This window comes from Geobacillus sp. C56-T3, from assembly GCF_000092445.1.
In the GTDB taxonomy this organism is placed as follows: Bacteria; Bacillota; Bacilli; order Bacillales; family Anoxybacillaceae; genus Geobacillus; species Geobacillus thermoleovorans.
Genome location: NC_014206.1, coordinates 328,988 through 353,326, shown reverse-complemented (window position 1 = coordinate 353,326; position 24,339 = coordinate 328,988). Strand labels below are relative to the sequence as shown.

Below are 24,339 nucleotides of genomic sequence, written 5' to 3'. Positions count from 1 at the left end.
AAACCTCCTAGATATAATCCGCATGCTTCACTCTCTTTATCGTCCAATACCCGAACACAACGATCGACAAGAGCTCCACGATCAACGCCGACCAGAACATCGAGCTGCTCCGCACGAGATCCGCCATGCTGTAGTACAAAGGAATAAAAGGCGTTGGCATCTTCACACCCACAAAAAACAAAGCGAGAATGACAACATTCGCCAAGTGATAGGTTGCATACACGTTCAACAACATCCACACGCTGGCGTGCCAATACAAATTCACGGCGATGCTAACAAACATGAGCACGAGCGAACGGTCAAACGAAAACGCCATATGCGACACAAAGAGGCCGAAGCCGCCAGTGATCAAAAACGATGACAAGACATATCCCACTGTAAACAGAACTCCTGCCAACAATCTAGCCATTGTATACGACGTCGTATCCCTCAACAAAATGAACAGTTTATGTTCAAAATATTGATCCCGCTTTTTCCAAACGATTTGGAGCAACACCACATAGCCGAAGCAAATCATCAGCCAATACATCCAATTCGAGGTCGTCACCGCTCCGAATAAGCGGGCGAACAACTCCGATAGGTGTTGGGAGGAAAACGCCTCTGACCAGCTGCACATCAAAGTGCCCAACAGCGGGAACAGGAGGCAGGTGATGACAATTCTTTTGATATCCATTTTGATCAAGGTAAACTCCAAATCCATCGGTTTCATAACAGATCATCCTGAACATAATAGTTTTTTCGGCTTGACGAAAGGCAAATGAGATAGACTAACAGCAGCAGCACCACAATGAGAACGAGGATGGTCCAAACAGGAGCCGCCTGTTCACTGATGTAAAACAAATAAGGGAGCATATGCACCGTGAACATATCCAATACAGCCAGTATGATGACGGCAGCGAAGGCAAAAAAGCGACTCCATCCAAAGTCGATGAATGCTATAAACAGCAATCCGTATATAGCGGTGACGAAAAAATACATAACAAGAAAATAGAGAAACGAACTTTTATCCTCACTATGCGGCACGTACAAAAAAGCCGCATGGGCGTTTGGCATATGGGGGTAGATGAGGAATTTCACAAACATTGTACATAATCCTCCTGCTACAGCAACCCAAAGGGACACGCCCCCAGCCAAAACGACGACCAACAACGCTTTATGCAGCCCGATTTGTCCCCGGGTGCGGTATCGTCTTAAAATCACCCACGCGTTCGTTTGAAGTGTTGAACCTAAAAGAAATAAAAAAACAGGCAGATGAAAAAACTCATACCGATAGAGCAAGATAAAATCTTTAAGGCTGTGCCATTTCCCCACTACCACCATTCCTAGCGGCAAGATGCTCACCACCATCAACAGAGCCATGACGCCCAAAATCATTCGGATAACGGTGCGATGCAACAGCAAATCTTGCCAAACAAAAAAAACAATCTGTCTAGAGAACATCTTCACTCTTCTTCACTCCATATGAAAATACCCCTACCGCGATCAACAATTGGAGGACAAACACGATGACGATTTTCCAATAGGACAATCCTTCCACTGGTTGTGAAGGGATTAAGAAATTAAATGGATCCCATCCCAACTGGTTGGTGATCGTCAGTGCCGCCCAACAAACCATATAAATGATTTGCGGCATCAACGTGATCAAATACCGATTTTTCAAGAATAAAGAAAAGGCTAAACCGAGACAAACGTAGCCGCCGGCAAACAACCCGCCAATGACATAATACGCGAGAACATACCAATAAGGGGAGATCTCCAATAAAGGAGAAAAAAGGCTTTTCTTTTCCCCTTCAAATGAATTGTCCGGCAACGGCAACGCGCCATGGACCAATTGCCGATAAGCCTGGGAAAAGCTCGAATAATCCCAATGGTTCGTCAAAAGATTCACCAGCACAACTCCCAGCACAAGAGGAAGAAGGAATAAGAAGAAAGCGCTGATATAGGAAAACACAAATTTCCTTCGAAAATAGACTCCCCTTCCCATCCGTGTCAATTGATAATGAATATTTCCGCTCTTTCGCTCACGATCAATCGAATCTACCAATGGAATGGACAACAATAGTGGAAAAAGGAAGTAATATAAAGAAGAGAGTACGTTAAATCGGAAGCCTCCTAGACCAACCCATTCAAGGTGAGGCGATGCCAAGGCGGAAACATTAGGATTGTGGTGGTAAATTCGTTCAAACAGCTCCACATTCTCACGGTAATCTTTCACCCCCAACACGACAGCGCCAATGACGAGCAACAACAGGCAAGCTGCGCTGATATAAAGGTTCTTATTTTTCAGAAGTTTAAGCAATTCCATATACATACAATCATCTCCTAATTCTTCTGTTTAAGGACGGTCTTCTTCATTGAAATTGAAGAAGACCGTCCCTGACGAAGAAAACCTCTCTCTTGTCCAAGTTGACTGAACATATCTATAAAATCGATCAATTGTCGGGGTAAAATTTGCCTGCGATATCAACTGTAACGTAAGTGAAGGATGCATTTTCCGCCACTAATGAAACTTTTTTGCCAACAGCGCTTTGGTCGACAGTGAAATAACGCGTGTCATTATCGGTTACATTCAGCGCGGTTGGCGACACTTTCGTGGAGCCTTGCTGAATCCACATATTCGCTTTATAATCGCTCCCAACAACCGAATTTTCCACTTTGCTTTTACTGTTTGTCGCTTTATTGGCGCTTGCTAATTCTGTATCGGCTTGAAAACGAGGGAGAACCCCCGCATACGTCACATAAGATGCGGCGCTGACTCCCCCTACCACAATGAATGTGGTAGAAGCAAGCAAAGCAGCAACCATTTTACGTTTTTTCTTCATGATTCGATCCCCTCTCCCTTAATATATTTTAAAATAGGCTCTTCACCACAAAGTGTACTTGACAAAGAAAGACGATTATGATAAAGAAAATCAAAACAGCATTTTTCCTTTTTATACCACACGTCTCTTTGAGCAACATTGCTATCATGTTTGTCTTTAAAAGTCAAGTACATCTTTTGGTGATGAACCTTAAAATACAGGACCGGTCCCATGGGATATTATAACAAAAAAAAAAGAAGTAAATACGAAAAATTAAAACAAAATGGGTGCATCACTGTAACCTTGAATCGGTGATCAAGACGGGTTCACGCCCCCACAAGAAAATTTGATCAATCAACAAAACGTTTAATAGGTGAACATTCGAAATAGAGTAGAGGCCTCTGCATAATTGAGAGTTTCCCGGCATTTCGGGTACACTTCTATCACGGATTCAGGTGGAACGTACTTGACAAGCGAGGATAGTCTGGAGTCTCCGTGTCCGGAAAATCTGATGTACTGATTTTCCCTTGCAAATGCAGAGAAGGCGTGTTCTGAGATAGCTTTGCTCCGCAAATCAAAAAAGAGCGCCCTAGTTTGTCGATTAGGACGCTCTTTCTATTTTAAATGGTTCTCGCTTCGCTGCTTCTACTTCACCCCCACCGTCTGGCTTTGGCGAATGGCTTGGCGCAAGTCGTCCAAAATGTCGTCGATCGCTTCCGTGCCGATGGACAGACGCACAAGGCCCGGGGTGACGCCGGCGGACAGCTGTTCGTCCGGGCTCAGCTGCTCGTGCGTCGTGCTGGCGGGGTGGATGATGAGCGATTTCGAATCGCCGATGTTGGCCAAATGGGAGAACAGCTTGACCGAGTCGATCAGTTTTTTGCCAGCTTCGACGCCGCCTTTGATTTCAAACGTGACGATCGCGCCCTGCCCATTCGGCAAATACTTTTTCGCCAGTTCATGCGACGGATGGCTTGGAAGCCCTGGGTAGTTGACCGATTCGACGACTTCTTCCTCTTCTAAAAACTTGGCGACGGCAAGGGCGTTTTCGCTATGGCGCTGCATCCGCAAATGGAGCGTCTCCAGCCCTTGCAAAAGCAAAAACGCGTTAAACGGCGACAGCGCCGCTCCTAAGTCGCGCAAGAGCTGAATGCGTGCTTTCGTGATGTACGCCGCTTCGCCGACGGCGTCCACATACACCAACCCGTGGTAGCTTGGGTCTGGCTCGATGAACTCCGGAAACTTGCCGCTCCCTTTCCAGTCGAACTTGCCGCTGTCCACAATCACACCGCCGATCGAATTGCCGTGCCCGCCGATGAACTTCGTCGCTGAGTGGACGACGATATCGGCGCCGAATTCAATCGGCCGCAATAAGTATGGGCTTGCCACCGTGTTGTCGACGATGAGCGGAATGGCATGGCGATGGGCGATGTCGGCCACCGCTTCGATGTCGAGCACATCGTTTTTCGGGTTGCCGATCGTTTCCGCAAACAAGGCTTTCGTTTTGTCGGTGATCGCCCGCTCAAAGTTTTCCGGATCGGACGGATCGACAAACTTCACCGTAATGCCGAACTTGCGCAGCGTATGGGCGAACAAGTTGTACGTTCCGCCGTAAATGGACGACGACGAGACGATTTCATCGCCCGCCGAGGCGATGTTGATGATCGAATAAAACACCGCCGCCTGCCCTGATGACAGCGCAAGCGCCCCAATGCCGCCTTCAAGCGCCGCGATCCGTTTTTCCAAGACATCGTTCGTCGGGTTCATAATGCGCGTGTAAATAAACCCTTCCTCTTTCAAGCCAAACAAATTGGCCGCGTGCTCGCTGTCGCGGAATACATACGAGCTTGTTTGGTAAATCGGCACCGCCCGCGCGCCCGTTTCCGCATCCGGTTTTTGCCCGGCGTGGATGGCGAGCGTTTCCGGGCGGAAAGTTTGTTCATGGCTCATCGTTTCCTCTCCCCCTCTTTGATCCCTCGAGATTTCATATCCTACTAAATCAATTGGTTTTTCTTATAAAGAATCTATCATTGGATCACAACGTTTGTCAATTGTATTTTTTTAATAGTACAAAAATTTTTATTGAAAACAGAGCCTGCCGGTGGGCAGGCCTCCTATTGTTTCATTATCGTTTTCCAATTTCCTCTACTAACAGCTTATTGACAAGCGGCGGATTCGCTTGTCCTTTCGTCGCTTTCATCACTTGGCCGACAAGGAAGCCGAGCGCGCGGTCTTTGCCGTTTTTATAGTCTTCGACCGACTGCGGGTTGGCGTCGAGCACTTCGAGCACAATTTTGCGCAGCGCTCCTTCGTCGGAAATTTGCACGAGCCCTTTTTCTTTGACGATTCTCTCCGGGTCGCCGCCGTGTTCGACGAGTTCTTTGAACACTTTTTTCGCGATTTTCGACGAAATCGTGCCGTTTTGGATGAGTTTGATCATGCCTGCTAGGCTTTCCGGCGTCAAGGCGATGTCATGGAGCTCTTTTTGCTCGGCGTTTAAGTACCCGGATACTTCGACCATGAGCCAGTTCGACGCCAGTTTCGGATCGGCGCCGTTTGCGACCGTTGCTTCGAAGAAATCCGCCATTTCTTTGGTCAGCGTCAGCACTTTGGCGTCATATTCCGGCAGGCCCCATTCTTCCACATACCGCTTCCGGCGGGCGTCAGGCAGCTCCGGAATCGAGGCGCGGACGCGCTCTTTCCATTCGTCGTCAATATAGAGCATCACCAAGTCCGGCTCCGGGAAGTAGCGGTAGTCTTCCGAGCCTTCTTTGACGCGCATGAGGACGGTCGTTTTCGTCGCTTCGTCAAAGCGCCGCGTTTCTTGGCGGATGACGCCGCCGGAGAGCAAAATTTTCTCCTGCCGCTTCGCCTCATACTCGAGCCCCATGCGGACGAAGTTGAACGAGTTTAAGTTTTTCAACTCCGTTTTCGTGCCGAATTGGTCCGATCCAATCGGGCGGAGCGAAATGTTGGCGTCGCAGCGGAGCGATCCTTCTTCCATTTTGCAGTCGGAGACGCCTGTGTATTGGATGATCGCCTTTAATTTTTCCAAGTAGGCGTACGCCTCTTCCGGCGAGCGGATGTCTGGTTCCGAGACGATCTCGATGAGCGGCGTCCCTTGGCGGTTAAAATCAACGAGCGAATAGCCGTCGCCCGTATGTGTCAGCTTGCCGGCGTCTTCTTCCAAGTGAATGCGGGTGATGCCGATTTTTTTCTTTTTCCCGTTCACTTCAATTTCAATCCAGCCATTTTTGCCGAGCGGCTGATCGTATTGCGAAATTTGGTACGCTTTCGGGTTGTCCGGATAAAAGTAGTTTTTGCGGTCGAATTTCGTCTCGGTCGCGATTTCGCAGTTTAACGCCATCGCCGCTTTCATCGCAAACTCGACCGCCTGCCGGTTCAACACCGGCAGCACGCCCGGATACCCTAAGTCGATGACATTCGTTTGCGTGTTCGGGGGCGCGCCGAACGCGTTCGGGCTGCTGGAGAAAATTTTCGATTTCGTTTTCAGCTCGACGTGCACCTCAAGTCCGATGACCGTTTCAAAGTTCATCACCTAACCCCCCTTACAACACCGGTTTTTGCTTATGGTAGTCGGTCGCTTGTTCAAAAGCGTGGGCGACGCGGTAGACAGTGCTTTCATCAAAGTGCTTGCCGATGATTTGCAAGCCGACCGGCAAGCCATCGACAAAGCCGCACGGCACGGAAATGGCCGGCACGCCTGCCAAGTTGACTGGAATCGTTAAAATGTCGTTCATATACATCGTCAGCGGATCATTCGTTTTCTCACCGATTTTAAACGCCGGTGTCGGTGTCGTCGGGCCGATGATGACGTCATATTGTTCAAAGACGTTCTCAAAATCTCGTTTGATCAACGTCCGCACTTTTTGCGCTTTTTTGTAATACGCATCGTAATAGCCCGAGCTTAACGCGAATGTCCCGAGCATAATGCGGCGCTTGACCTCCGCCCCGAATCCTTCGCTCCGTGTGAGTTTATACATATCGATCAAGTTTTTCGCGTTGTCCGTCCGGTAGCCGTAGCGGACGCCGTCAAAGCGAGCAAGATTCGCCGAAGCTTCCGATGAAGCGAGCAAATAGTACGTCGCGAGCGCATATTTCGAATGCGGCAGCGACACTTCTTCCCACGCCGCACCAAGCTTCTCAAGCACGGCAAGCGCCGCAAGCACCGACTGGCGCACGCCTTCATCGACGCCCTCGCCTAAATATTCTTTCGGCACGGCGATTTTCAATCCTTTGATGTCCCCGGTCAACGCCTCCACATAGTTTGGCACCGGAACATTTGCCGATGTCGAATCCATCGGGTCGACGCCTGCAATCGCCTGCAATAAGTAGGCGTTGTCTTCGACCGTGCGCGTAATCGGGCCGATTTGGTCAAGCGACGAGGCAAACGCGACGAGGCCAAAGCGCGAGACGCGGCCGTACGTCGGCTTCAAGCCAACAACCCCGCAAAACGCCGCCGGCTGGCGGATCGAACCGCCCGTATCAGAACCTAAAGCAAACGGCACTTCGCCGGCCGCCACCGCCGCCGCCGAACCACCGCTCGAGCCGCCCGGAACGCGCTCTACGTCCCATGGGTTGCGCGTCAGCTGAAACCCGGAGTTTTCCGTCGACGAGCCCATGGCGAACTCGTCCATGTTCAACTTCCCAATCGTGATCGCCCCTGCGGCATGCAACCGCTCCATGACAGTAGCGTCGTAAATCGGGTCAAAGTTGTATAAAATTTTGCTGGCGCATGTCGTGCGCAATCCTTTTGTGACGATGTTGTCTTTAATGCCGATCGGCAAGCCGAACAGCGGGTTCGTTTCTTCACCTTTGGCGAGCCGGTCATCGAGCTCCTTCGCTTTCGCCCTCGCCTGTTCTTCATTTAATGTTAAAAACGCTTGCACTTTCTCTTCCACTTCGCCGATGCGGCGGTACGATTCGTCGACGAGATCGGAAACGGACACTTCTTTTTTCTGCAGCAACGTATGTAATTCTGATACGGAATGGTCAAAAAGCGACATAAATCCCCCTCCTTACTCTAAAATGGCCGGCACACGAAACTGGCCGTCTTGCTGATCCGGCGCGTTTTTCAACACTTCTTCGCGCGGCAGCCCCGGTTCTGGAATATCCTCGCGCATCACGTTTCTCATATCAAGCACGTGCGAAGTCGGCGGAACGTTCTCCGTATCCAATTCATTCAACTGCTCGGCAAATGTAATGATCGCATCGAGCTGTTTCGCAAACATCTCCGCCTCTTCATCCGTAATCGCCAATCGCGCTAGGTCGGCGACGTGTTTGACTTGGTCAATCGAAATTCGCGACATAGTTTCACCTCCAACGAGTTCGACCTATCACAATACCATGATGATACCAAACTTTCATCGAATGAAGCAACAGTTGCCGCATGTTCTGGACGAGAATCAATCTACATATTCGCGATGCAAATAAATACAACGTTCATAACACCTCCTAATAGCGAAGGCAGGCGTGAAACCGGGAGGATTTAATTTTGATGTAGGAATATTTCGTTTTCCTGAACAGCGCACAATAGGACGTCACTCGCATGAGTAAACGGTTGATGGGAGAAAAAGGACGCGCTCCTAATTTAGACACAGGAAGGAATCGCTCGTGACGCCTTTTTTTATTCAAAGAAATACGATAAAATGAAAGCACAAGGAGGGAAATTGCATGTCGCTGCCAAATCAAAATCATCCATGGACATATGCAGATTACGTAAACTTCCCTGAGGAAAAACGATATGAGGGAATTGACGGCGTCCTATTTATGACTCCTTCACCTACACCAAGACATCAACGGATCGTGACAGCTTTGTCAGCACAGTTTTTCGACTTTCTACAACATTCCTCGTGTGAAGTATTTGTCGCACCGATCGATGTATGTTTATTCGCAACAAAAGATACTCCTCTTCATGACATTAAAGATTGGTATATTCCCGATTTCATTGTTGTTTGTGACAAACAAAAAATTGGTGATGAGCGAATTTATGGAGCGCCTGATCTTATCGTAGAAGTTCTTTCTCCATCTACCGCCAAACACGACCGCATTACGAAATTTCACAACTACGAACAAGCTGGTGTCAGAGAATACTGGATTGTCGATCCGGTTCATGAGACCGTCGAAAAATATGCCTTGCAAGATCAAAAGTTTCACCAAGCGGGAGTGCACTATAAAGATGAAACGATTTGCCCTCATATTTTTCCAAAGCTCTTCATCTCATTGCCAAAAGTATTTGCTTCCATGTGAACATCTCATATTTTGGATGCTGCTGACAAAAATCGGGAGGATTGTTGGGCATCGATATGGAATAAACCGTTGACAAACAAGGAATGGGAAGGAGTTTGTCCGCCATGGATGTTCAAATTTTCTTGATTGACAACCCCGAACATATGTACTATAATGGCCATAACAGACGAAAAAAGGGGGAATCATGACGATGAGTGACGCTTTGCTCGCCCAAGTGCTTGATCGCCTGAACGCCATGGACAGCACACTGCAAAAGCTCGTAGAAGGCCAAGAGCGGCTCGAGCGTGAACAAATCGCCATTCGTCAAGAACAAGATTCGCTTCGCGCTGGGCAAACGGAATTGAACGGCATCGTGGCTGCTCTCCTCCACCGCCAAGACGAAACAGACGCCAAACTGGAAGCTCTCGCTGCTGACGTCCACCAGCTTCACCGGGAATTTTCCTCATTGAAACAAACGGTGGACCGCCTCGAACAAAAAATGGATTCCCGTTACGAACAATTGTCCGCCCAAATCGAAGACATCAAGCTCGATTTGAATTTTATCGCCCACCGCACCGTCGATAACGAACGCATCATCTACAAGCTCAAAGAAATGCTGTTCCGCTGATCGATTCCATCTAGGAGGAGGCCGCCGCCATGCATGTCGTGTTTGACCATCTCGTCCATCTGGTCGAACGACCGGAGCAAGCGAAAACGGCGTTTGAACAATGGGGGTTTACAGCCATCCATGGCGGCCGCCATCCGTCATGGGGAACGTACAACGCCTTATGCTACTTCGAGCATTTGCGCTACATTGAGTGGATCGGCATTGCTGATAGACAGACGGCGAGAACGTGCGGAAATCCGCTCATCGCCCAGCTTGTCGCCGACCGCCAAGAAGGAAACGGCTTTTCCCAATTTGCCTTCCGCACGAATAACATCGAAGCGGTGGCGGCACATCTCAAACGAAACGGGTTTACCCCAATCGGTCCGCTCCCCGGCAGCCGCGAGCGCGATGACGGCAAGCGGCTGACATGGTCGATGCTGTTTATCGAAGACGACACAGACGGTGCATTTCGCTATCCGTTTTTCATCCAATGGGGCGACGGCGATGACGTGCGGATGAACGAGCTGGCGCCGCTCATGAGACACCCGATTGGCTCTGTTTCGCTGTCATCAATTAGCATCTACACCCTCGATCTCCAGCGGGCGGCCAACGGCTATCGCCGGCTGTTTGACTTGCCCGAACCCGATGTGGGGCGCGATGAGGCGGGAGCGTATGCGAAGCTCGCTGTCGGCGGCATTGCGATTCGGTTCTATGAGGCTGACCGACGTCATCCATCAACGCGCCCGTTTTCGTGCCGGCTTGTGGGGGTGCAGGAACAGCGCTCCATCGAAATCGATGGCGCGACGTATATCGTTTCCAGGCCGTGACGGGCATTCCTATTCTCACATACTCCCCTTTGCCGCGGAATAAGATGGAATAACCGCACCTTCATCCTCGCGCGGTGAAAACGGCAAAGGGGGAGTCCAACCGTGTCCCACCCGTATGTTTCTCCAAAACTTTCGATGGAAACGATGATCTCGATCATTCGAAACGGCTTAAAGAAAACCGCGGCGCCTCGACACATCGTCATCATCGGCGCCGGAATGGCCGGACTTGTCGCAGCGTCATTGCTGAAGCAAGCCGGCCATCGCATCACGATTCTTGAAGCATCCGAGCGGGTCGGCGGCCGAATCTACACGCTCCGCTCCAACTTTCGCGATGACCAGTATCTCGAAGCCGGCGCCATGCGCATCCCGCACACCCACCAATTGACATTGGAATATATCAAAAAATTCAACTTGCCGCTTTACCCGTTTATCAACAGCACTCCGCGCGACATTCTGTATTTTCGCGGCGTGAAAGCGCGTCTTGGCGAATATGAGCAGCATCCCGGCCTCTTTGGCTTTCCGGTCGCCCCGCACGAACGGGGCAAAACCGCTTCCGAGTTATTGCAGATGGCCATTCGCCCGGTCGTTCAATTCATTGAGCAAAATCCGGAACAACATTGGCCGATCGTCATCGAGCAACTCGACCGCTACTCGCTTGACTCGTATTTGCGTTACAACCCGTTCGGCCTGTCGTTGTCCGTCGGCGCCATCGATATGATCAAAGCCGTTCTTTCGCTCGGAGGATTGCCAGAACTGTCGTTTCTGGAAATGTTGCGTGAATTGATGGTGCTGTTTACGCCGAACATCCGTTTTTACGAAATCGTCGGCGGAAACGACCGGCTTCCAAAAGCCTTTTTGCCGCAGCTGAAAGATGATATCCTTTTCAGCCACAAAGTGCAAAAAATCGTCCAGGATCCCAACGGCGTCACTATCCACGCCACACACACCAAAATTCTTCAACCGTTTCAAGTCACCGCCGATCGAGCAATCGTCACCATCCCATTTTCGATTTTGCAGTTTGTCGACATCGAACCCCGCCATTCATTTTCCGAAAACAAATGGAAAGCCATTCGTGAACTTCACTATGCCGGTTCGACGAAAACGGGCATCCAGTTTAAAACGCGGTTTTGGGAAAAAGAAGGCATGTTTGGGGGCAGAGCGGTTTCCGATCTGCCGATTACGTATACACAATATCCAAGCCAAGGCATTGGCACCACGGGGCCAGGTGTCGTATTGGCGAGCTATACGTGGGAAGATGACACCATTCCTTGGGACAGCTTGGGCGATGAAGAGCGACTGGAATATACGCTGAAAAATTTAGCGATCCTCCATGGAGAGCAAGTGTACCGTGAATTTGAAACCGGAACGAGCCATAGCTGGGTTCGCTATCCGTACTCCGGCGGCGCCTTCACGATGATGAAGCCGAACCAAGTCACAGAGCTGTCTCCCTATATCGCGGTTCCTGAGGGAAGGGTGCATTTTGCCGGGGAACACGCTTCCACCCACCACGGATGGATTCAAGGCGCCATTGAATCCGGCATTCGCGTCGCCCATGAAGTGAACAATGCACAGGCTTGACGAACCACTGGCAGCCCGCACCATCGTTTTGATTGGCCTTGAAAGATCAAATGCACCGTCATGATCGCATAAAAAGACCTCCCGTCATCACTGTCTACGATGATGGCGGAACAGGCTCATCCGCTCATACAGCGTCGGAACATCTCCGGCGCTGACTATAAGTCCGAGATCTTCCGGCGCGGCAAATCCGTTTTCGACTGTATGCCGAAGCAAGTCAAGGAGCGGGTCGAAAAACCTATCCACATTGAGCAGGCCGATCGGTTTTTGGTGGAGGCCGACGCGCGACCACGAGAGCACTTCAAACAGCTCCTCGTACGTTCCATAACCCCCTGGCATGGCGATAAATCCGTCGGCCGCCTCGTACATTTTCGCTTTGCGGGTGTGCATTGTATCGACGACCAACAGTTCGCTCAACCGATTATGCGCCACTTCCCGGTCCTTCAAAAATTGCGGAATGATCCCAACCACGCGCCCTTGATGACGGAGCGCCGCCTGAGCAACCTCTCCCATCAAGCCCCGTGTCCCTCCGCCGTAAATGAGCGTAATGCCGCTTCGGGCTAAAAACGTTCCGAGCTCTTTCGCCGCTTCCTTGTATTTTACGCTTTGTCCATAACTTGATCCGCAAAACACACAGATGGCTTTCATGATCGCGACACACCTTTACTCGCATCTAGGTCTTCATTATTTTATCAGTCTGTCCCCCATCCGGCAAATCACACCGACAGGCTGCCACCGAATCCGTTTACACCAGCCTTTTCGAACCGCAACGTCGCAAAAAACACATCCCCTCTGGCTCGTCCAGAGAGGATGCGGCACGTTGTCATTGATAAATATGCACAAACGGCTCGTCTGCTTTCGCCTGGCGCACGATGAGGCTTTCCGGCTGGCCGGCCGAGGCGATGTAGACATTAACGGTGATGTAGTCCGGGAATTTTTCCATCACCAAGCCGGTCACGTATTGGGTAAAGCCGATCACTTCCGCTTTGCCGTAAAACGGCATCGTAATGTTGATCGTTAACTTCTGAAGCTGGTCGTTGACGTACAACCCTCTGCCGACGATGCCCGTGTAGTTCGGGAAAAAGTCTTCAACATCTGATTTAAAATTGTTGAATTTGAGCCAGTCATCACGATGGTTCTCTTCCGCCTCATCGGACGGGAATAAATAATATTCCTCGTTCACCGCCTCCCACTCATCGATCGTGCTGTCCCCCCCATCGACATGGGCGACGGCGAAAAAGTGGCCTGGAACAACAGATGAACGGGGCGCTTGTTTGTATAAAGCGATCGTAATCGGCACACTGCCAAGCCCTTTCATGCTCCGCAGCCGCTTCAGCACCTCCGCGGCGATCCGCTTTCCTTCCCGTTCGATGACATCGTCTTTGATTTTGACCTCGCGCGGATAGCCTTGCTCGGTCGAATAATAGTGGACGGAGTTTAACGCCAGGCCGATGGCAATGCCGCCGAGCTTTACTTTGTCGTTGTCGATCTTCACCAAATAATCATGTTCCAAAATGCTCGCCAAATAAATCGGGCTTTGTTTGTTTTTTTGTTCGTTTGTTCCCGTATCGCTGATCGGTGGGTTTAAGCCGAGGTTGTCTTCCGGCTTCATTTTCTCTTCCTTCAGCTGGCGAGTCGTCTTCTTGCGAGCGAGCCATTTTCCGACCGTCTCGCTATCTAAATATTGCCCCTCTTGGAACAAGTACTCATCCGACGGAAACTGCTCAGTGGCCAAGCGCATGAGCCCCGTCTCAAATTCGTCGACATCAAGGCGCGTATTTAAATCATTGACGACCTCCCCACGGGCCCCGGACGGTTTGAACGGAAGGATGACGCGGTAATACGAGTCGGCAATGTTGTATTTCGGGATGACGGCTTCTTGCTGTTTGCTGCCTTTGTCTTGCACGACTTCCTCACCTTTGTCAAACTTCGGCGCACACGCAGACAACAAACAAATCGAAGCGAGGCTGACAGCGGCCAACCGCTTTCGGGCCCGATTCGTCCAACGGCAGGCAACCAAACTGCGAAGTGGTGAGATTCGTTTCATCGTTTCCCCCTGCTGATCTCTTGCAAAAATCGTGATTCGTCCCAAATCTCAATGCCAAGCTGCTGGGCTTTCTCCAGCTTCGATCCGGCGTCCTCACCGGCGATGACGATGTCGGTGCTGCGGCTGACGCTGCCGGTGACGCGCCCGCCGAGCCGTTCAATCTCTTCTTTTGCCTCATTGCGCGACATCGACGCGAGTTTGCCGGTCAAGACGACCGTTTTGCCGGCGAAGGCGGAGTCAGCAGGCGCTTCAGCCGCCCGCTTCGGCCCTTTGTATGCCATGTTGACGCCGTAAAGCCGCAGCTCATGGAGCAGCTCGGCCGCTTCTGGCTGGGAAAAGAAGGCGATGATCGAGTCCGCCATTTTCTCGCCAATTTCCGGCACGGCCATCAATTCCTCTTTCGTCGCTTTTTCCAGCCGCTCCATCGTTTCAAAATGCTCAGCCAAAAGTTGGGCGGCTTTCGCTCCGACGTAGCGGATGCCAAGACCGAACAGCAACCGCTCGAGCGAGTTTTGCTTCGATGCCTCAATCGCTGCAAGCAAGTTGGTTGCTGACTTTTCGCCCATCCGTTCCAAACCGATGAGCTGTTCTTTCGTCAGCCGGTACAAATCGGCGACATCGTGGACGAGGCCAGCGTTAAACAGTTGGGTGACGACTTTTTCGCCCAACCCTTCAATGTTCATCGCTGCTCTTGAGGCAAAATGGATAAGCCGTTCGCGCAGCTGGGCCGGGCATTTCGGGTTTAAGCAACGGAGCGCCACTTCTCCATCTAGGCGGACGAGCTCGCTTTCGCATTCCGGACAATGCGTCGGCATCACAAACGGCGTTTCATCCCCGTCGCGCCGGTCGACGACGACGCCGACCACTTCCGGGATGATGTCGCCCGCTTTTTTAATGATGACCGCATCGCCGATGCGAATGTCTTTTTCCCGTATAAAATCTTCATTATGAAGAGTGGCGCGCTGCACGGTCGTGCCGGCGACGCGGACCGGCTCAAGAATCGCTGTCGGAGTGACGACGCCCGTGCGGCCGACGTTCACCTCAATGCCGATGAGCGTCGTCACCACTTCCTCGGCTGGGAATTTGTAGGCGATCGCCCAGCGCGGGCTTTTTGCCGTCGCACCAAGCTCCCGCTGTTGGGCGAACGAATCAACCTTGATGACGATGCCGTCGATCTCATACGGCAGCTGCGGCCGTTTTTCGTGCCACTCGTTGATAAACGCGATCACCTCATCGATGTTGGCGCAGCGCCGCCGCTCGGGATTCACTTTAAACCCAAGCGCCTGTAAGTAGTCGAGCGCCTCGCTGTGCGACTCAATGCCAAGCTCTTCGGCATTGGCCAAACCATAAACGAACAAATCGAGCTGGCGCGACGCCGCCACTTTCGGGTCGAGCTGGCGGAGCGAGCCAGCCGCAGCGTTGCGCGGGTTGGCAAACAGCTCCTCGCCTCGAGCTTTTCGCTCCTCATTCAAGCGCAAAAACGACGCTTTCGGCATGAACGCTTCGCCGCGCGCCTCAAGCGACACCGGTTCTTTCAGGCGGAGAGGCAGCGAGCGGATCGTTTTCAAATTTTCTGTAATGTCCTCGCCCGTCGTTCCGTCGCCGCGCGTCGCTCCTTGGACGAAATAACCATCTTCATAGCGGACCGAGACGGCGAGGCCGTCGATTTTCAACTCGCATACGTACGCGGCTTCGCCGACTTCCTGGCGGATGCGGCGGTCAAAATCGCGCAAATCCCCTTCGTCAAACGCGTTCGCGAGACTCATCATCGGAATCCGATGCGTCACTTTGCGAAACGCCTCAAGCGGCGGGCCGCCGATGCGCTGGGTCGGCGAGTCGCTCGTTTTGAGCTCCGGATACTGTTCCTCAATGGCGATGAGCTCTTGCATGAGCCGGTCATACTCGGCGTCCGGGACGGACGGCCGGTCGAGCACATAATATTCGTAGCCATAGCGGTGCAGCAGTTCGCGCAGCTCGGCCGCGCGCCGTTCGGCTTGTTGGCGGTCCATACGTTCACCCGTTCTCCTTTCTATACTTTCTCAATCGGCGCAAATTTAGCGAGCAGACGTTTAATGCCGATCGGGCTCGGGAAGGCGATATCGAGTTCTTGGTCGTCACCTTCGCCACGGACACTGACAACCGTACCGATTCCCCATTTCCGATGGTTCGCCCGGTCGCCGACTTTCCACACCCCGATGGCGCCGCCTGCCTGCAAGCGAGCGGACGCTGAACGGGAAACAGACGGTTTCCCGCGCGAGACCGTCTCCAGCAAATGCGCGGGAATCTCATCTAAAAAGCGCGACGGCCGGTTCATTTGGATGTTGCCAAACAGCGTCCGCATTTGCGCGTTCGTCAATACGAGCTCTTCCTCGGCCCGAGTGATGCCGACATACGCCAGCCGCCGCTCTTCTTCCATTTCATCCTCATTCTCCAGTGAACGAAGATGCGGAAAAATGCCTTCTTCCATGCCAATCAAAAACACGACCGGAAACTCAAGCCCTTTGGCGGCGTGCAGCGTCATGAAGACGACGGCATCGCCCTCGGCCGCCTGATCTGTCCCATTCAGCTCGTCCAAATCAGAAATGAGCGCCAAGTCGGTTAAAAAGGCGACGAGCGATTTATCGTCGCTTACATTTTCGAAATGCTTCGTCACCGACAAAAACTCGTCCAAGTTCTCAAGCCGGCTTTGCGCTTCAATCGTCCGTTCCGCCTTGAGCATCTCGCGGTAGCCCGATTGGTCGAGCACTTCCTCCACAAGTTCCGTCACCGGAACGTATTCTTGCAGCTGCGTCCATTGCTCAAGCTGTCCGCGAAACGCGGCGAGCGCCCCGGCCGTCTTCGTGCTGAAGCCGATCATCTCCAGCTCGCCGAGCGCTTCAAACAAGGACAGCTCATGCTCGGCCGCATAGCGGACAAGTTTGTCGATCGTAGAGGCGCCGATGCCGCGCTTTGGCACGTTGATGATGCGAAGCAAGCTCAAATCGTCATCGGGGTTGGCGATGACGCGCAAGTAAGCGAGAATGTCTTTAATTTCTTTCCGGTCATAGAACTTTAAGCCGCCGACGATTTGGTACGGAATGTTCGCTTTTAAAAACATTTCCTCGATGACGCGCGACTGGGCGTTCGTCCGATAAAGCACGGCAAAATCGCGGTAGCGGCGCTCCCCGCTCTCAACCGCCTCTTGAATGCGGCGGGCGACAAATTGCGCTTCGTCCACTTCGTTCATCGCTTCATAATAGACGATCGGCTTCCCTTCCGGGTTTTCCGTCCACAACCGCTTTGGCTTTCGATTGACGTTATGCGCAATGACTTCATTTGCCGCCTGCAGAATGCGTTTCGTCGAGCGGTAGTTTTGTTCAAGCAAAATGACTTTCGCGTTCGGATAGTCGCGCTCAAACGATAAAATGTTGCGAATGTCCGCCCCGCGCCACCGGTAAATCGACTGGTCGGCATCGCCGACGGCGCAAATATTTTGGAACCGCTCTGCGAGCTTTTTCACCAGCGTATATTGAGCGCGGTTCGTATCTTGGTACTCATCGATATGGATGTACTGGAACTTATACTGGTAATATTGAAGCACATCCGGCACGCGGTCAAACAAGTGGATCGTCGTCATGATCAAATCGTCGAAATCGAGCGAATGATTGCGGAGAAGGCGCTGTTGATACTCTTGATACACGTCGCCGACGATCTTTTCGTAGTACGTCGATGCCCGCTTCGCGAATTGCTCGGGCGTGAGCAAATCGTTTTTCGCCCCGCTGATCGTCGCTAAAATCGTTCGCAGCTCAAATTTTTTTGGATCGATATTTTTGTCTTTCAAAATCGCTTTGATGACCGAAAGCTGATCCGTCGGGTCAAGGATGGAAAAATTGCGATTGATGCCGATGCGGTCAATGTCGCGGCGCAGCATGCGGACGCACATCGAATGGAACGTCGAAATCCACACGTCTTCCGCCGCCCCGCCTAAGAGCGCCTGCACCCGCTCCTTCATTTCACGCGCCGCTTTGTTCGTAAACGTAATGGCTAAAATATTCCACGGCGCCACCTGTTTTTCCGCCATCAAATAGGCGATCCGGTGCGTCAGCACGCGCGTTTTTCCGCTGCCCGCTCCCGCCATGATGAGCAATGGGCCTTCTGTCGTTTTAACGGCTTCTTGCTGCTCTTTGTTTAAATGCGCAAGCAGCTTTTCCGATAAAAAATTCATCATGTCCACCACCAATAAAACATATGTTCTATTTTCCGTCATCGCCGCTGCGTTGACCAGCCATCTTCTTCACCGCCGCCACCGTCGCCAACGCCTGTTCGAACGCGTCGTAAATCGCGTTGCCGACGACCACCGTATCGGCATAACGCGCCATATGCTCCGCCTGCTCAGGCGTTGTGATCCCTCCGCCATAAAACAGCTGCGTCTGATCAAGCACTTGTTTCACTTTTTCCACTAAGGACGGATCGCCATAGACGCCGCTATACTCAAGGTAAAAAATCGGCAACCTGTACAAATGTGCGGCGAGGCGGGCGTACGCCACGACATCATCATCGGTGAGCGCCGCGTCGGCCTCGGCTAGCTCGGCCGCTTTGCAGGCTGGATTTAAAATGCAGTAACCTTCCGCGAAAATCTCATCCCAGTTCATGACATCGCCGTATTGTTTCACCGCCTCGTGATGACGGCCGATGATCCACTCCGCCTGCCGGCTGTTTAACACGATCGGAACCAAATATACGTCAAATCCCGGCGTCAGCGCTTCGACGTCGGTGACTTCGAGCGCGCATGGCACCGAAAAACGGCGGATGCGAGCCAATAAATCAAGCACGTTGTCGATGGTCACCCCGTCGGTTCCGCCGACGATGACGGCATCCGTTCCCGACTCGCAAAGGCGCTCAAGGCGCTCGTCATCAATCGGTTTATTCGGGTCGAGTTTAAACACATGGCGCCAAGCGCGAATCTCCTCCATAGCGGCAACCCTCCACTCATTTCTCCATTGTTCCATTATAACAAATCCGCAAAAAGAAAAGGAGTTCCTTTGCAAATGGAAGGAATCTCCTTGCCGCGTCAGTCTGTGACCGCTTCGTTGGCTTCTTTCTCTTCTTGCTGTTGCTCCTCTTTAATGCGATCGAGCGCCATGGCGTAAGCATCATTGCCGTAGTTGAGGCAGCGCTTGACGCGCGAAATCGTCGCCGTGCTCGCTCCGGTTTCCGTTTCGATTTTGTGATACGTATATCCTTCGCGCAGCATGCGGGCGACCTCGAGCCGCTGGGCGAGCGCCTGGATTTCATTCACGGTGCATAAATCATCAAAAAAACGGTAACATTCTTCTAAATCGCGCAGCGATAAAATCGCTTTAAACAGTTGATCCAACTCTCTGCCGCGCAGTTTGTCAATTTGCATAGCTGCTTCCTCCTTGCGTTTTGGCGGGAAAAATGTTGTAGCCAACCAATCTGCGAATCCACCGCCCCTTTGCCTTGCAACAGACAAGGCGGTTATGATTTCCACTGGACGATCGCCAGTTCCGGCACGATATTGATCCACGTTTTTCCCGGCACGAATCCGATCGGAGCCCCGTTATGGTACGGCAGCAGCCGGCCGTCGACGTTTTTCCATTCGATCGGCTGCATGACGCCGCCCTGCAGCAAGTACCCCTTGCCGCCGGAGACGAGGTCGATGTCGCGCCGCCCGTGGCTGTCAACCACTTGATGGTGGGCGGCGATGATCATGACGTTTTGCACGACAACCGGCTTATGCGTATCATAATCGATCGTTTGCTCGCCGCCGCTGTACCGGTAATACCCCTTTTGTTCCGAAACATATTGGTATTCGACCTGGGCATAGGCGCGATGCGAATAGGCGATGTGAACCGTCTCGACCTTCTTGCCTCTCGGCTCATCGGTGCGAAACGATAGCGGGGCAACGTTGTCCGTCCAAGCATACCCGTTTTGTTTCGCTCCTTTTTCGATGTTGGCGAATGAAATGTATGAGTTGTGCGGCGCCTTGCGGAACGGGACGCGCTGAAACAATGTGCCGTCGTAAAACAATCCGTTCAAATAGTCGATTCCGCCTCCCTCAAGACGCACTTTCGCCTCCGGACTCCAGCCATGGCATACATACAGTGCATGGTAGCCTTCACTCAAGTCAATATAGTAATCACGCGCGCTTCGCACCGGTCCGACCCGCTCCGGCAATTCGCTTTGGTACAACGCCAACAAACGGGTGATATCGCCCTCGGCAAGCACCTCATACACGATGTCCGCCGCACGAAGCCCCGATTGCGGCCGCGCCTTCGGGTGATTGTTGATCATCACGCCGACGACCCGTTGATGGATGTTCCCTTTCGCCGGCAGCCCCGTCAGCGGGAACGTTTGTTTTTCCTCCGCCGGAGGCTTGGACGGCTGCTCCTGCCGAGGAGCCGGTTTGGCCGGTTCGGCCTGCTTCGGCTCGCTTTTGGTCGTGCAGCCGCCTAACAACAATGCCGCGCAACTGACGGCGAACAGCCAACGTTTCAATGGACACACAACCTTTTCTTTTTTATTTTACCGCATTATCGAAGGAAAGAGTACCGTTTTGTTCATCACATCATAAATCCCGCGTTGCGTGACGCGCACATACGGCAGGTGGGTCGATTGCAAAAAGAGCAACGAATACACCGGGTCTTCGAACGGATATCCGCGCTCACGCAGCAAACGGACGAACGTTTTTTCTTCGTTGATCAATTCATCCACCTCCAAGGAGGACATCATGCCGCCTAAAGGAAGCGAGAGCTCAAACAAAATCTCTCCGTCCTCAGCGAGCACAATGCCGCCGCCGATCTCCTTCATCCGCCGGAAGGCGAGCATCATATCTTCCTTATGCTTGCCGATCAAAATCAAATCCCCGGTGTTCGAATAAGAACTTGCCAGCCCGCCAAGCGCCGATGAAAAACCTTTTAACATCGTATTGATGCGCCAGCGGCCGTTTCGGTCAAACAAGGCCAGAAAACACTCATCATGGTCATGCCCTAAACGGTCGCGCGACGTATCGATCGATACGGAATACGGTTTTAAAATGACGGCGTTTTCCATGCGCAGCCCCATCGGCATCGAAAACTGCAAATCATCCCAGTCCATCTCCCATGGCAACGACAGCGGCCGAATGCCAAACTGCCCCCATTCCAGATCCGGCCAGAGAGGCGGCGCTTCTCCATCGCGCTTCACCCATTCGCCTTTGGCGAGCACTTGCGCCGGCGTCGGATCGTGAGCCGAGCGCAAAAAGTTGATATGAGCGATGCGGCCGGTGGCAATGCTGCCGTGAAGATGCTCGATGCCGTAGTGGCGGGCGGCGTTGATCGTCGCCATCGCATAGGCATCGATCACCGGCACGCCATGCTCGATCGCGATGCGGATCAGCCAATCGATCACCCCATTCTCATAAAACGCCGGCGGCGAGCCATCCGTCGTCAACAAGCATTTATCATAATGCCGGATGCCAAGCGCTTTCATCTCTTCAAGCAGCACCGGCAAATCGGGGCGAATCGAGGAATGCCGAAGCGCGACGGTATAGCCGTGCCAAAGGCGCATGCGCACTTCCTTTCCCGTCATTGCCTCATGATCGCCATCTGCGCCAAAGAGCGCCATTTTGACAAGCGTCTTTTCCGACGCCCCCGGAAAATGCCCTTCAATTTTGCGGCGCCGCCGATGCGCTTCTTGCATCCAATACAAGATGATGTCATCGCCGCTCGCCACTTTTGGCCATGAGGTCAACTCACCGCCTTGAAGCACCGCCTCTTGGTCAAGCCAGCGCTTGATCCGAGCATTGGACACTTGTTCCTCTTCGCGCTCGAGCTCCGTTTGCCCATCAAACCGGCACCACCAATACATCGATGTTGGAAGCGCATTCATTTCTTGTAAAAAGAAAAGCGCCTCTTCATCATCGAGCTGCAAAAGCAAAAACAAGTTATCGTTGAGGAGCGTTGTTGTTCCGTGCGCCGCTGCATAACGAGCAAACGAATGGGGATTATATAATTGAAATGGATGAACATGCGGCTCAATGTAGCCTGGAACGAGCACATACCCACGGCAGTCGACGATCTCGCACGCATCATCGACAAAATTAGGGAACCGCTCGCCGGCATACACGATGCGGTCGCTATGTATCCATATATTTCCTTTTACCCATTCACGAAAATACGAATGCAAATACGTCGCGTTCACTAATACTTTCGTCGGCGATTGTTTGCCATCGATGATGGCTGCTTGTTCCCGCAGCTCACTGCCTTTCCATCGGTAACGTTGTTCGCCCATTGACACCCCGTCCCTTGTTTCCTAATCGTTCCATACAACCATTTTAACGCACAAAAGCGACTTTCACAATAAAAAATATAAGGAGGGGACAGACCGATGGCGAATATCGGCATTGTGAACGCATTCATTCGCATCACGGTTGGCCTGACTGTCATCGCCTGGGCCACCGCCCGCCTCGCCCGTCGGCCATGGTGCACATCCTATTTGTGGGCCGCTTTGCTTGGGGCGATGAAAGTCGGAGAAGGGATCACCCGTTTTTGTCCGATGACCGCCCTGTTTGACAATATGCAGCGCCGGCAGCTTCTTGAAGAGGAAAAGGAAGCGGTCGTCAATCCGACATGAGGGAGGACATCCGTCCGACGTTGCGCACCGCTTTTGCCGATGTCTTCCATTCCACCGTCATTTGGCAACATTTTTCGCATCGTGAGCGATACGTGCTGCTGCGGTATCGAAGCGGCCAATGAAGAGTGCCAACTGTCAACGAAAGAGAAGAAAGCAAAATGATCTGCGGCTTGGCATTGTGGACTAGCCAAACATCATCAAAAAAGGTGTCCCATACTTGGGACACCTTCGACTACAAAGGAGTGAACCACCATGCTGCTCGAGTATATGACCGACATGTCGTTCGTATTGGCCGCGTTAATCGGCGGCATTATCGCCCTTTCATACGTGTATATGCGGCGGAGGCGCGTTCGATAGCGCGCCGGCCGATGTCGCGCCGGTAAAATAAGCCGTCGCAGTCGATCGCCGCCAACTGCTCGTACGCTTTTTCCTTCGCTTTTGCGAGCGTCTCCCCTTTGGCCGCTAACAGGAGAACGCGTCCGCCATTGGTGTACCATGCGCCGCCTTCTCGTTTGGTGCCAGCATGGAACAACAACGCATCAGGGGAGATTCGGTCCAACCCGCGGATTTCGGCCCCGCGCTCGTAAGCCCCGGGGTAACCTTTAGCTGCCAGCACGACGCCAAGCACCGCCTCGTCCGTCCATTCAAGCTCCAACTCTTTTCCATCCATCACCGCTAGTACCGCTTCCACCAAATCGGTCTTCAGACGCGGCAGCACGACTTGCGCTTCCGGATCGCCGAAGCGGGCGTTGAATTCGATCACTTTCGGCCCATTTGCCGTGGCCATCAATCCAGCGTACAGCACGCCAAGAAACGGCCGTCCTTCCGCCGCCAACGCTTTCGCCGCCGGCCGCAAAATGGCCTCTAGCGCGGCATCAATCATCTCATCCGAAATTTGCGGCACCGGCGAGTAGGCTCCCATGCCGCCGGTGTTCGGTCCTTCGTCTCCGTCATACGCCCGCTTATGGTCTTGGGCGATGGCGAGCGGATACACCTTCTCGCCGTTAACGAACGCCATAAACGAAAATTCTTCCCCTTCTAAATACTCCTCAATGACAACTTGACTGCCGGCTGTGCCGAATTGTCCGTCGACAAGCGCTGCCTTCGCCGCGGCAAGCGCTTCTTCCACCGTTTGGGCGACGGTGACGCCTTTTCCGGCGGCCAATCCGTCCGCTTTCACGACGATCGGCGCGCCTTTTTGTTCAATGTAAGCTTTCGCCTCTTCGTACGACGTAAAGGTCGCATGGTCCGCCGTTGGGATGCCGTATTTCTTCATCAGCTCTTTGGCAAACGCCTTGCTTCCTTCGATGAGCGCCGCCCTCTGGCTTGGGCCGAAAATGCGAAGCCCCTCGGCCATAAAACGGTCAACAATGCCGGAAGCAAGCGGCGCTTCCGGCCCAACGATCGTCAAATCGATCGCCTGTTGTTTCGCAAACTGCACCAATGCCTCAATATCGAGCTCATCAATATGGACCAGTTCCGCCACGTCCGCGATGCCCGGGTTTCCCGGCGCTACATACAGCTTGCCAACAAGCGGGCTTTGCGCCGCTTTCCAGGCGATGGCGTGCTCGCGCCCGCCTCGTCCGATGACCAGTACATTCATCGTCTCCCTCTCCTTTG

General features: G+C 52.5%; 24 protein-coding genes. 7 read left to right on the top strand and 17 right to left on the bottom strand.

The annotated features are described in order from the left end of the window. Positions 1-7: 7 nt before the first annotated feature. The 8 genes from GC56T3_RS01955 to gatC all read right to left on the bottom strand — a co-directional run bounded on the left by GC56T3_RS01955 (position 8) and on the right by gatC (position 8,131). Positions 8-709 (bottom strand): hypothetical protein, encoded by a 702-nt coding sequence (locus GC56T3_RS01955; RefSeq protein ID WP_013144156.1) that lies wholly within the window; start codon positions 707-709, stop codon positions 8-10. Further along, entirely contained in the window at positions 706-1,446 is a 741-nt protein-coding gene (locus GC56T3_RS01950; RefSeq protein ID WP_013144155.1) for a hypothetical protein, read from the bottom strand. The genes GC56T3_RS01955 and GC56T3_RS01950 overlap by 4 nt, the downstream gene beginning before the upstream one ends. Next, a complete protein-coding gene (locus tag GC56T3_RS01945) occupies positions 1,430-2,311 on the bottom strand; it encodes an NADH dehydrogenase (protein ID WP_013144154.1) in 882 nt (293 codons plus the stop codon). Before GC56T3_RS01945 ends, GC56T3_RS01950 begins: the two co-directional genes overlap by 17 nt. Positions 2,312-2,432: 121 nt before the next feature. After that, positions 2,433-2,822: a hypothetical protein gene (locus GC56T3_RS01940; RefSeq protein ID WP_013144153.1), complete on the bottom strand. Its 390-nt coding sequence runs from the start codon at positions 2,820-2,822 to the stop codon at positions 2,433-2,435. A 624-nt stretch (positions 2,823-3,446) separates the two neighbouring features. Next, positions 3,447-4,751, bottom strand: coding sequence for a homocysteine synthase (locus GC56T3_RS01935; protein ID WP_013144152.1), 1,305 nt, complete (start codon positions 4,749-4,751; stop codon positions 3,447-3,449). A 175-nt stretch (positions 4,752-4,926) separates the two neighbouring features. Continuing rightward, a complete protein-coding gene (gene gatB, locus GC56T3_RS01930) occupies positions 4,927-6,357 on the bottom strand; it encodes an Asp-tRNA(Asn)/Glu-tRNA(Gln) amidotransferase subunit GatB (RefSeq protein WP_013144151.1) in 1,431 nt (476 codons plus the stop codon). A gap of 13 nt (positions 6,358-6,370) precedes the next feature. After that, entirely contained in the window at positions 6,371-7,828 is a 1,458-nt protein-coding gene (gene gatA / locus GC56T3_RS01925; RefSeq protein ID WP_013144150.1) for an Asp-tRNA(Asn)/Glu-tRNA(Gln) amidotransferase subunit GatA, read from the bottom strand. A 12-nt stretch (positions 7,829-7,840) separates the two neighbouring features. Continuing rightward, on the bottom strand, positions 7,841-8,131 hold the full coding sequence (gatC, locus tag GC56T3_RS01920; RefSeq protein ID WP_013144149.1) for an Asp-tRNA(Asn)/Glu-tRNA(Gln) amidotransferase subunit GatC: 291 nt from the start codon (positions 8,129-8,131) through the stop codon (positions 7,841-7,843). Positions 8,132-8,495: 364 nt separating this feature from the next. Here gatC and GC56T3_RS01915 point away from each other — a divergent pair, with 364 nt between their 5' ends. From GC56T3_RS01915 to GC56T3_RS01900, 4 genes are all read left to right on the top strand, one after another. Beyond that, complete coding sequence (locus tag GC56T3_RS01915; RefSeq protein ID WP_013144148.1) at positions 8,496-9,071, top strand: Uma2 family endonuclease; 576 nt, start codon at positions 8,496-8,498, stop codon at positions 9,069-9,071. Between the two features lie 184 nt (positions 9,072-9,255). After that, positions 9,256-9,678: a hypothetical protein gene (locus GC56T3_RS01910; RefSeq protein ID WP_041468163.1), complete on the top strand. Its 423-nt coding sequence runs from the start codon at positions 9,256-9,258 to the stop codon at positions 9,676-9,678. Positions 9,679-9,707: 29 nt separating this feature from the next. Beyond that, positions 9,708-10,484 carry a VOC family protein gene (locus GC56T3_RS01905; protein ID WP_013144146.1) on the top strand — a complete coding sequence of 259 codons (777 nt, stop codon included), beginning with the start codon at positions 9,708-9,710 and terminating at the stop codon, positions 10,482-10,484. Positions 10,485-10,586: 102 nt separating this feature from the next. After that, positions 10,587-12,062, top strand: a complete 1,476-nt coding sequence (locus GC56T3_RS01900) for a flavin monoamine oxidase family protein (protein WP_013144145.1) — start codon at positions 10,587-10,589, stop codon at positions 12,060-12,062. A gap of 87 nt (positions 12,063-12,149) precedes the next feature. Here the strand turns inward: GC56T3_RS01900 and GC56T3_RS01895 are convergent, their stop codons facing one another. From GC56T3_RS01895 to GC56T3_RS01860, 8 genes are all read right to left on the bottom strand, one after another. After that, entirely contained in the window at positions 12,150-12,707 is a 558-nt protein-coding gene (locus tag GC56T3_RS01895; RefSeq protein ID WP_013144144.1) for a TIGR00730 family Rossman fold protein, read from the bottom strand. Positions 12,708-12,882: 175 nt separating this feature from the next. After that, positions 12,883-14,106, bottom strand: coding sequence for a CamS family sex pheromone protein (locus GC56T3_RS01890; RefSeq protein ID WP_013144143.1), 1,224 nt, complete (start codon positions 14,104-14,106; stop codon positions 12,883-12,885). Beyond that, positions 14,103-16,115, bottom strand: a complete 2,013-nt coding sequence (ligA, locus tag GC56T3_RS01885; RefSeq protein ID WP_013144142.1) for an NAD-dependent DNA ligase LigA — start codon at positions 16,113-16,115, stop codon at positions 14,103-14,105. Before ligA ends, GC56T3_RS01890 begins: the two co-directional genes overlap by 4 nt. A 20-nt stretch (positions 16,116-16,135) precedes the next feature. After that, positions 16,136-18,310: a DNA helicase PcrA gene (gene pcrA / locus GC56T3_RS01880; RefSeq protein ID WP_013144141.1), complete on the bottom strand. Its 2,175-nt coding sequence runs from the start codon at positions 18,308-18,310 to the stop codon at positions 16,136-16,138. 28 nt (positions 18,311-18,338) lie between these two features. Further along, a complete protein-coding gene (locus GC56T3_RS01875; protein ID WP_013144140.1) occupies positions 18,339-19,058 on the bottom strand; it encodes a heptaprenylglyceryl phosphate synthase in 720 nt (239 codons plus the stop codon). Between the two features lie 98 nt (positions 19,059-19,156). Then, positions 19,157-19,492: a YerC/YecD family TrpR-related protein gene (locus GC56T3_RS01870; RefSeq protein ID WP_011229782.1), complete on the bottom strand. Its 336-nt coding sequence runs from the start codon at positions 19,490-19,492 to the stop codon at positions 19,157-19,159. A gap of 92 nt (positions 19,493-19,584) precedes the next feature. After that, positions 19,585-20,604 (bottom strand): DUF3048 domain-containing protein, encoded by a 1,020-nt coding sequence (locus tag GC56T3_RS01865; RefSeq protein ID WP_013144139.1) that lies wholly within the window; start codon positions 20,602-20,604, stop codon positions 19,585-19,587. A 27-nt stretch (positions 20,605-20,631) separates the two neighbouring features. Continuing rightward, positions 20,632-22,377 carry an adenine deaminase C-terminal domain-containing protein gene (locus GC56T3_RS01860; protein WP_013144138.1) on the bottom strand — a complete coding sequence of 582 codons (1,746 nt, stop codon included), beginning with the start codon at positions 22,375-22,377 and terminating at the stop codon, positions 20,632-20,634. Positions 22,378-22,473: 96 nt separating this feature from the next. Between GC56T3_RS01860 and GC56T3_RS01855 the strand changes: the two genes are divergently transcribed. The 3 genes from GC56T3_RS01855 (at position 22,474) to GC56T3_RS20255 (ending at position 23,076) form a co-directional block, all read left to right on the top strand. After that, a complete protein-coding gene (locus tag GC56T3_RS01855; RefSeq protein WP_013144137.1) occupies positions 22,474-22,719 on the top strand; it encodes a DUF2892 domain-containing protein in 246 nt (81 codons plus the stop codon). Continuing rightward, on the top strand, positions 22,716-22,841 hold the full coding sequence (locus GC56T3_RS20110) for a hypothetical protein (RefSeq protein ID WP_013144136.1): 126 nt from the start codon (positions 22,716-22,718) through the stop codon (positions 22,839-22,841). The genes GC56T3_RS01855 and GC56T3_RS20110 overlap by 4 nt, the downstream gene beginning before the upstream one ends. 130 nt (positions 22,842-22,971) lie before the next feature. Next, complete coding sequence (locus GC56T3_RS20255) at positions 22,972-23,076, top strand: EYxxD motif small membrane protein (protein ID WP_325048220.1); 105 nt, start codon at positions 22,972-22,974, stop codon at positions 23,074-23,076. Here GC56T3_RS20255 and purD read toward each other — a convergent pair. Next, positions 23,030-24,322 (bottom strand): phosphoribosylamine--glycine ligase, encoded by a 1,293-nt coding sequence (gene purD / locus GC56T3_RS01850; RefSeq protein WP_013144135.1) that lies wholly within the window; start codon positions 24,320-24,322, stop codon positions 23,030-23,032. The genes GC56T3_RS20255 and purD overlap by 47 nt on opposite strands. Positions 24,323-24,339 lie beyond the last annotated feature (17 nt).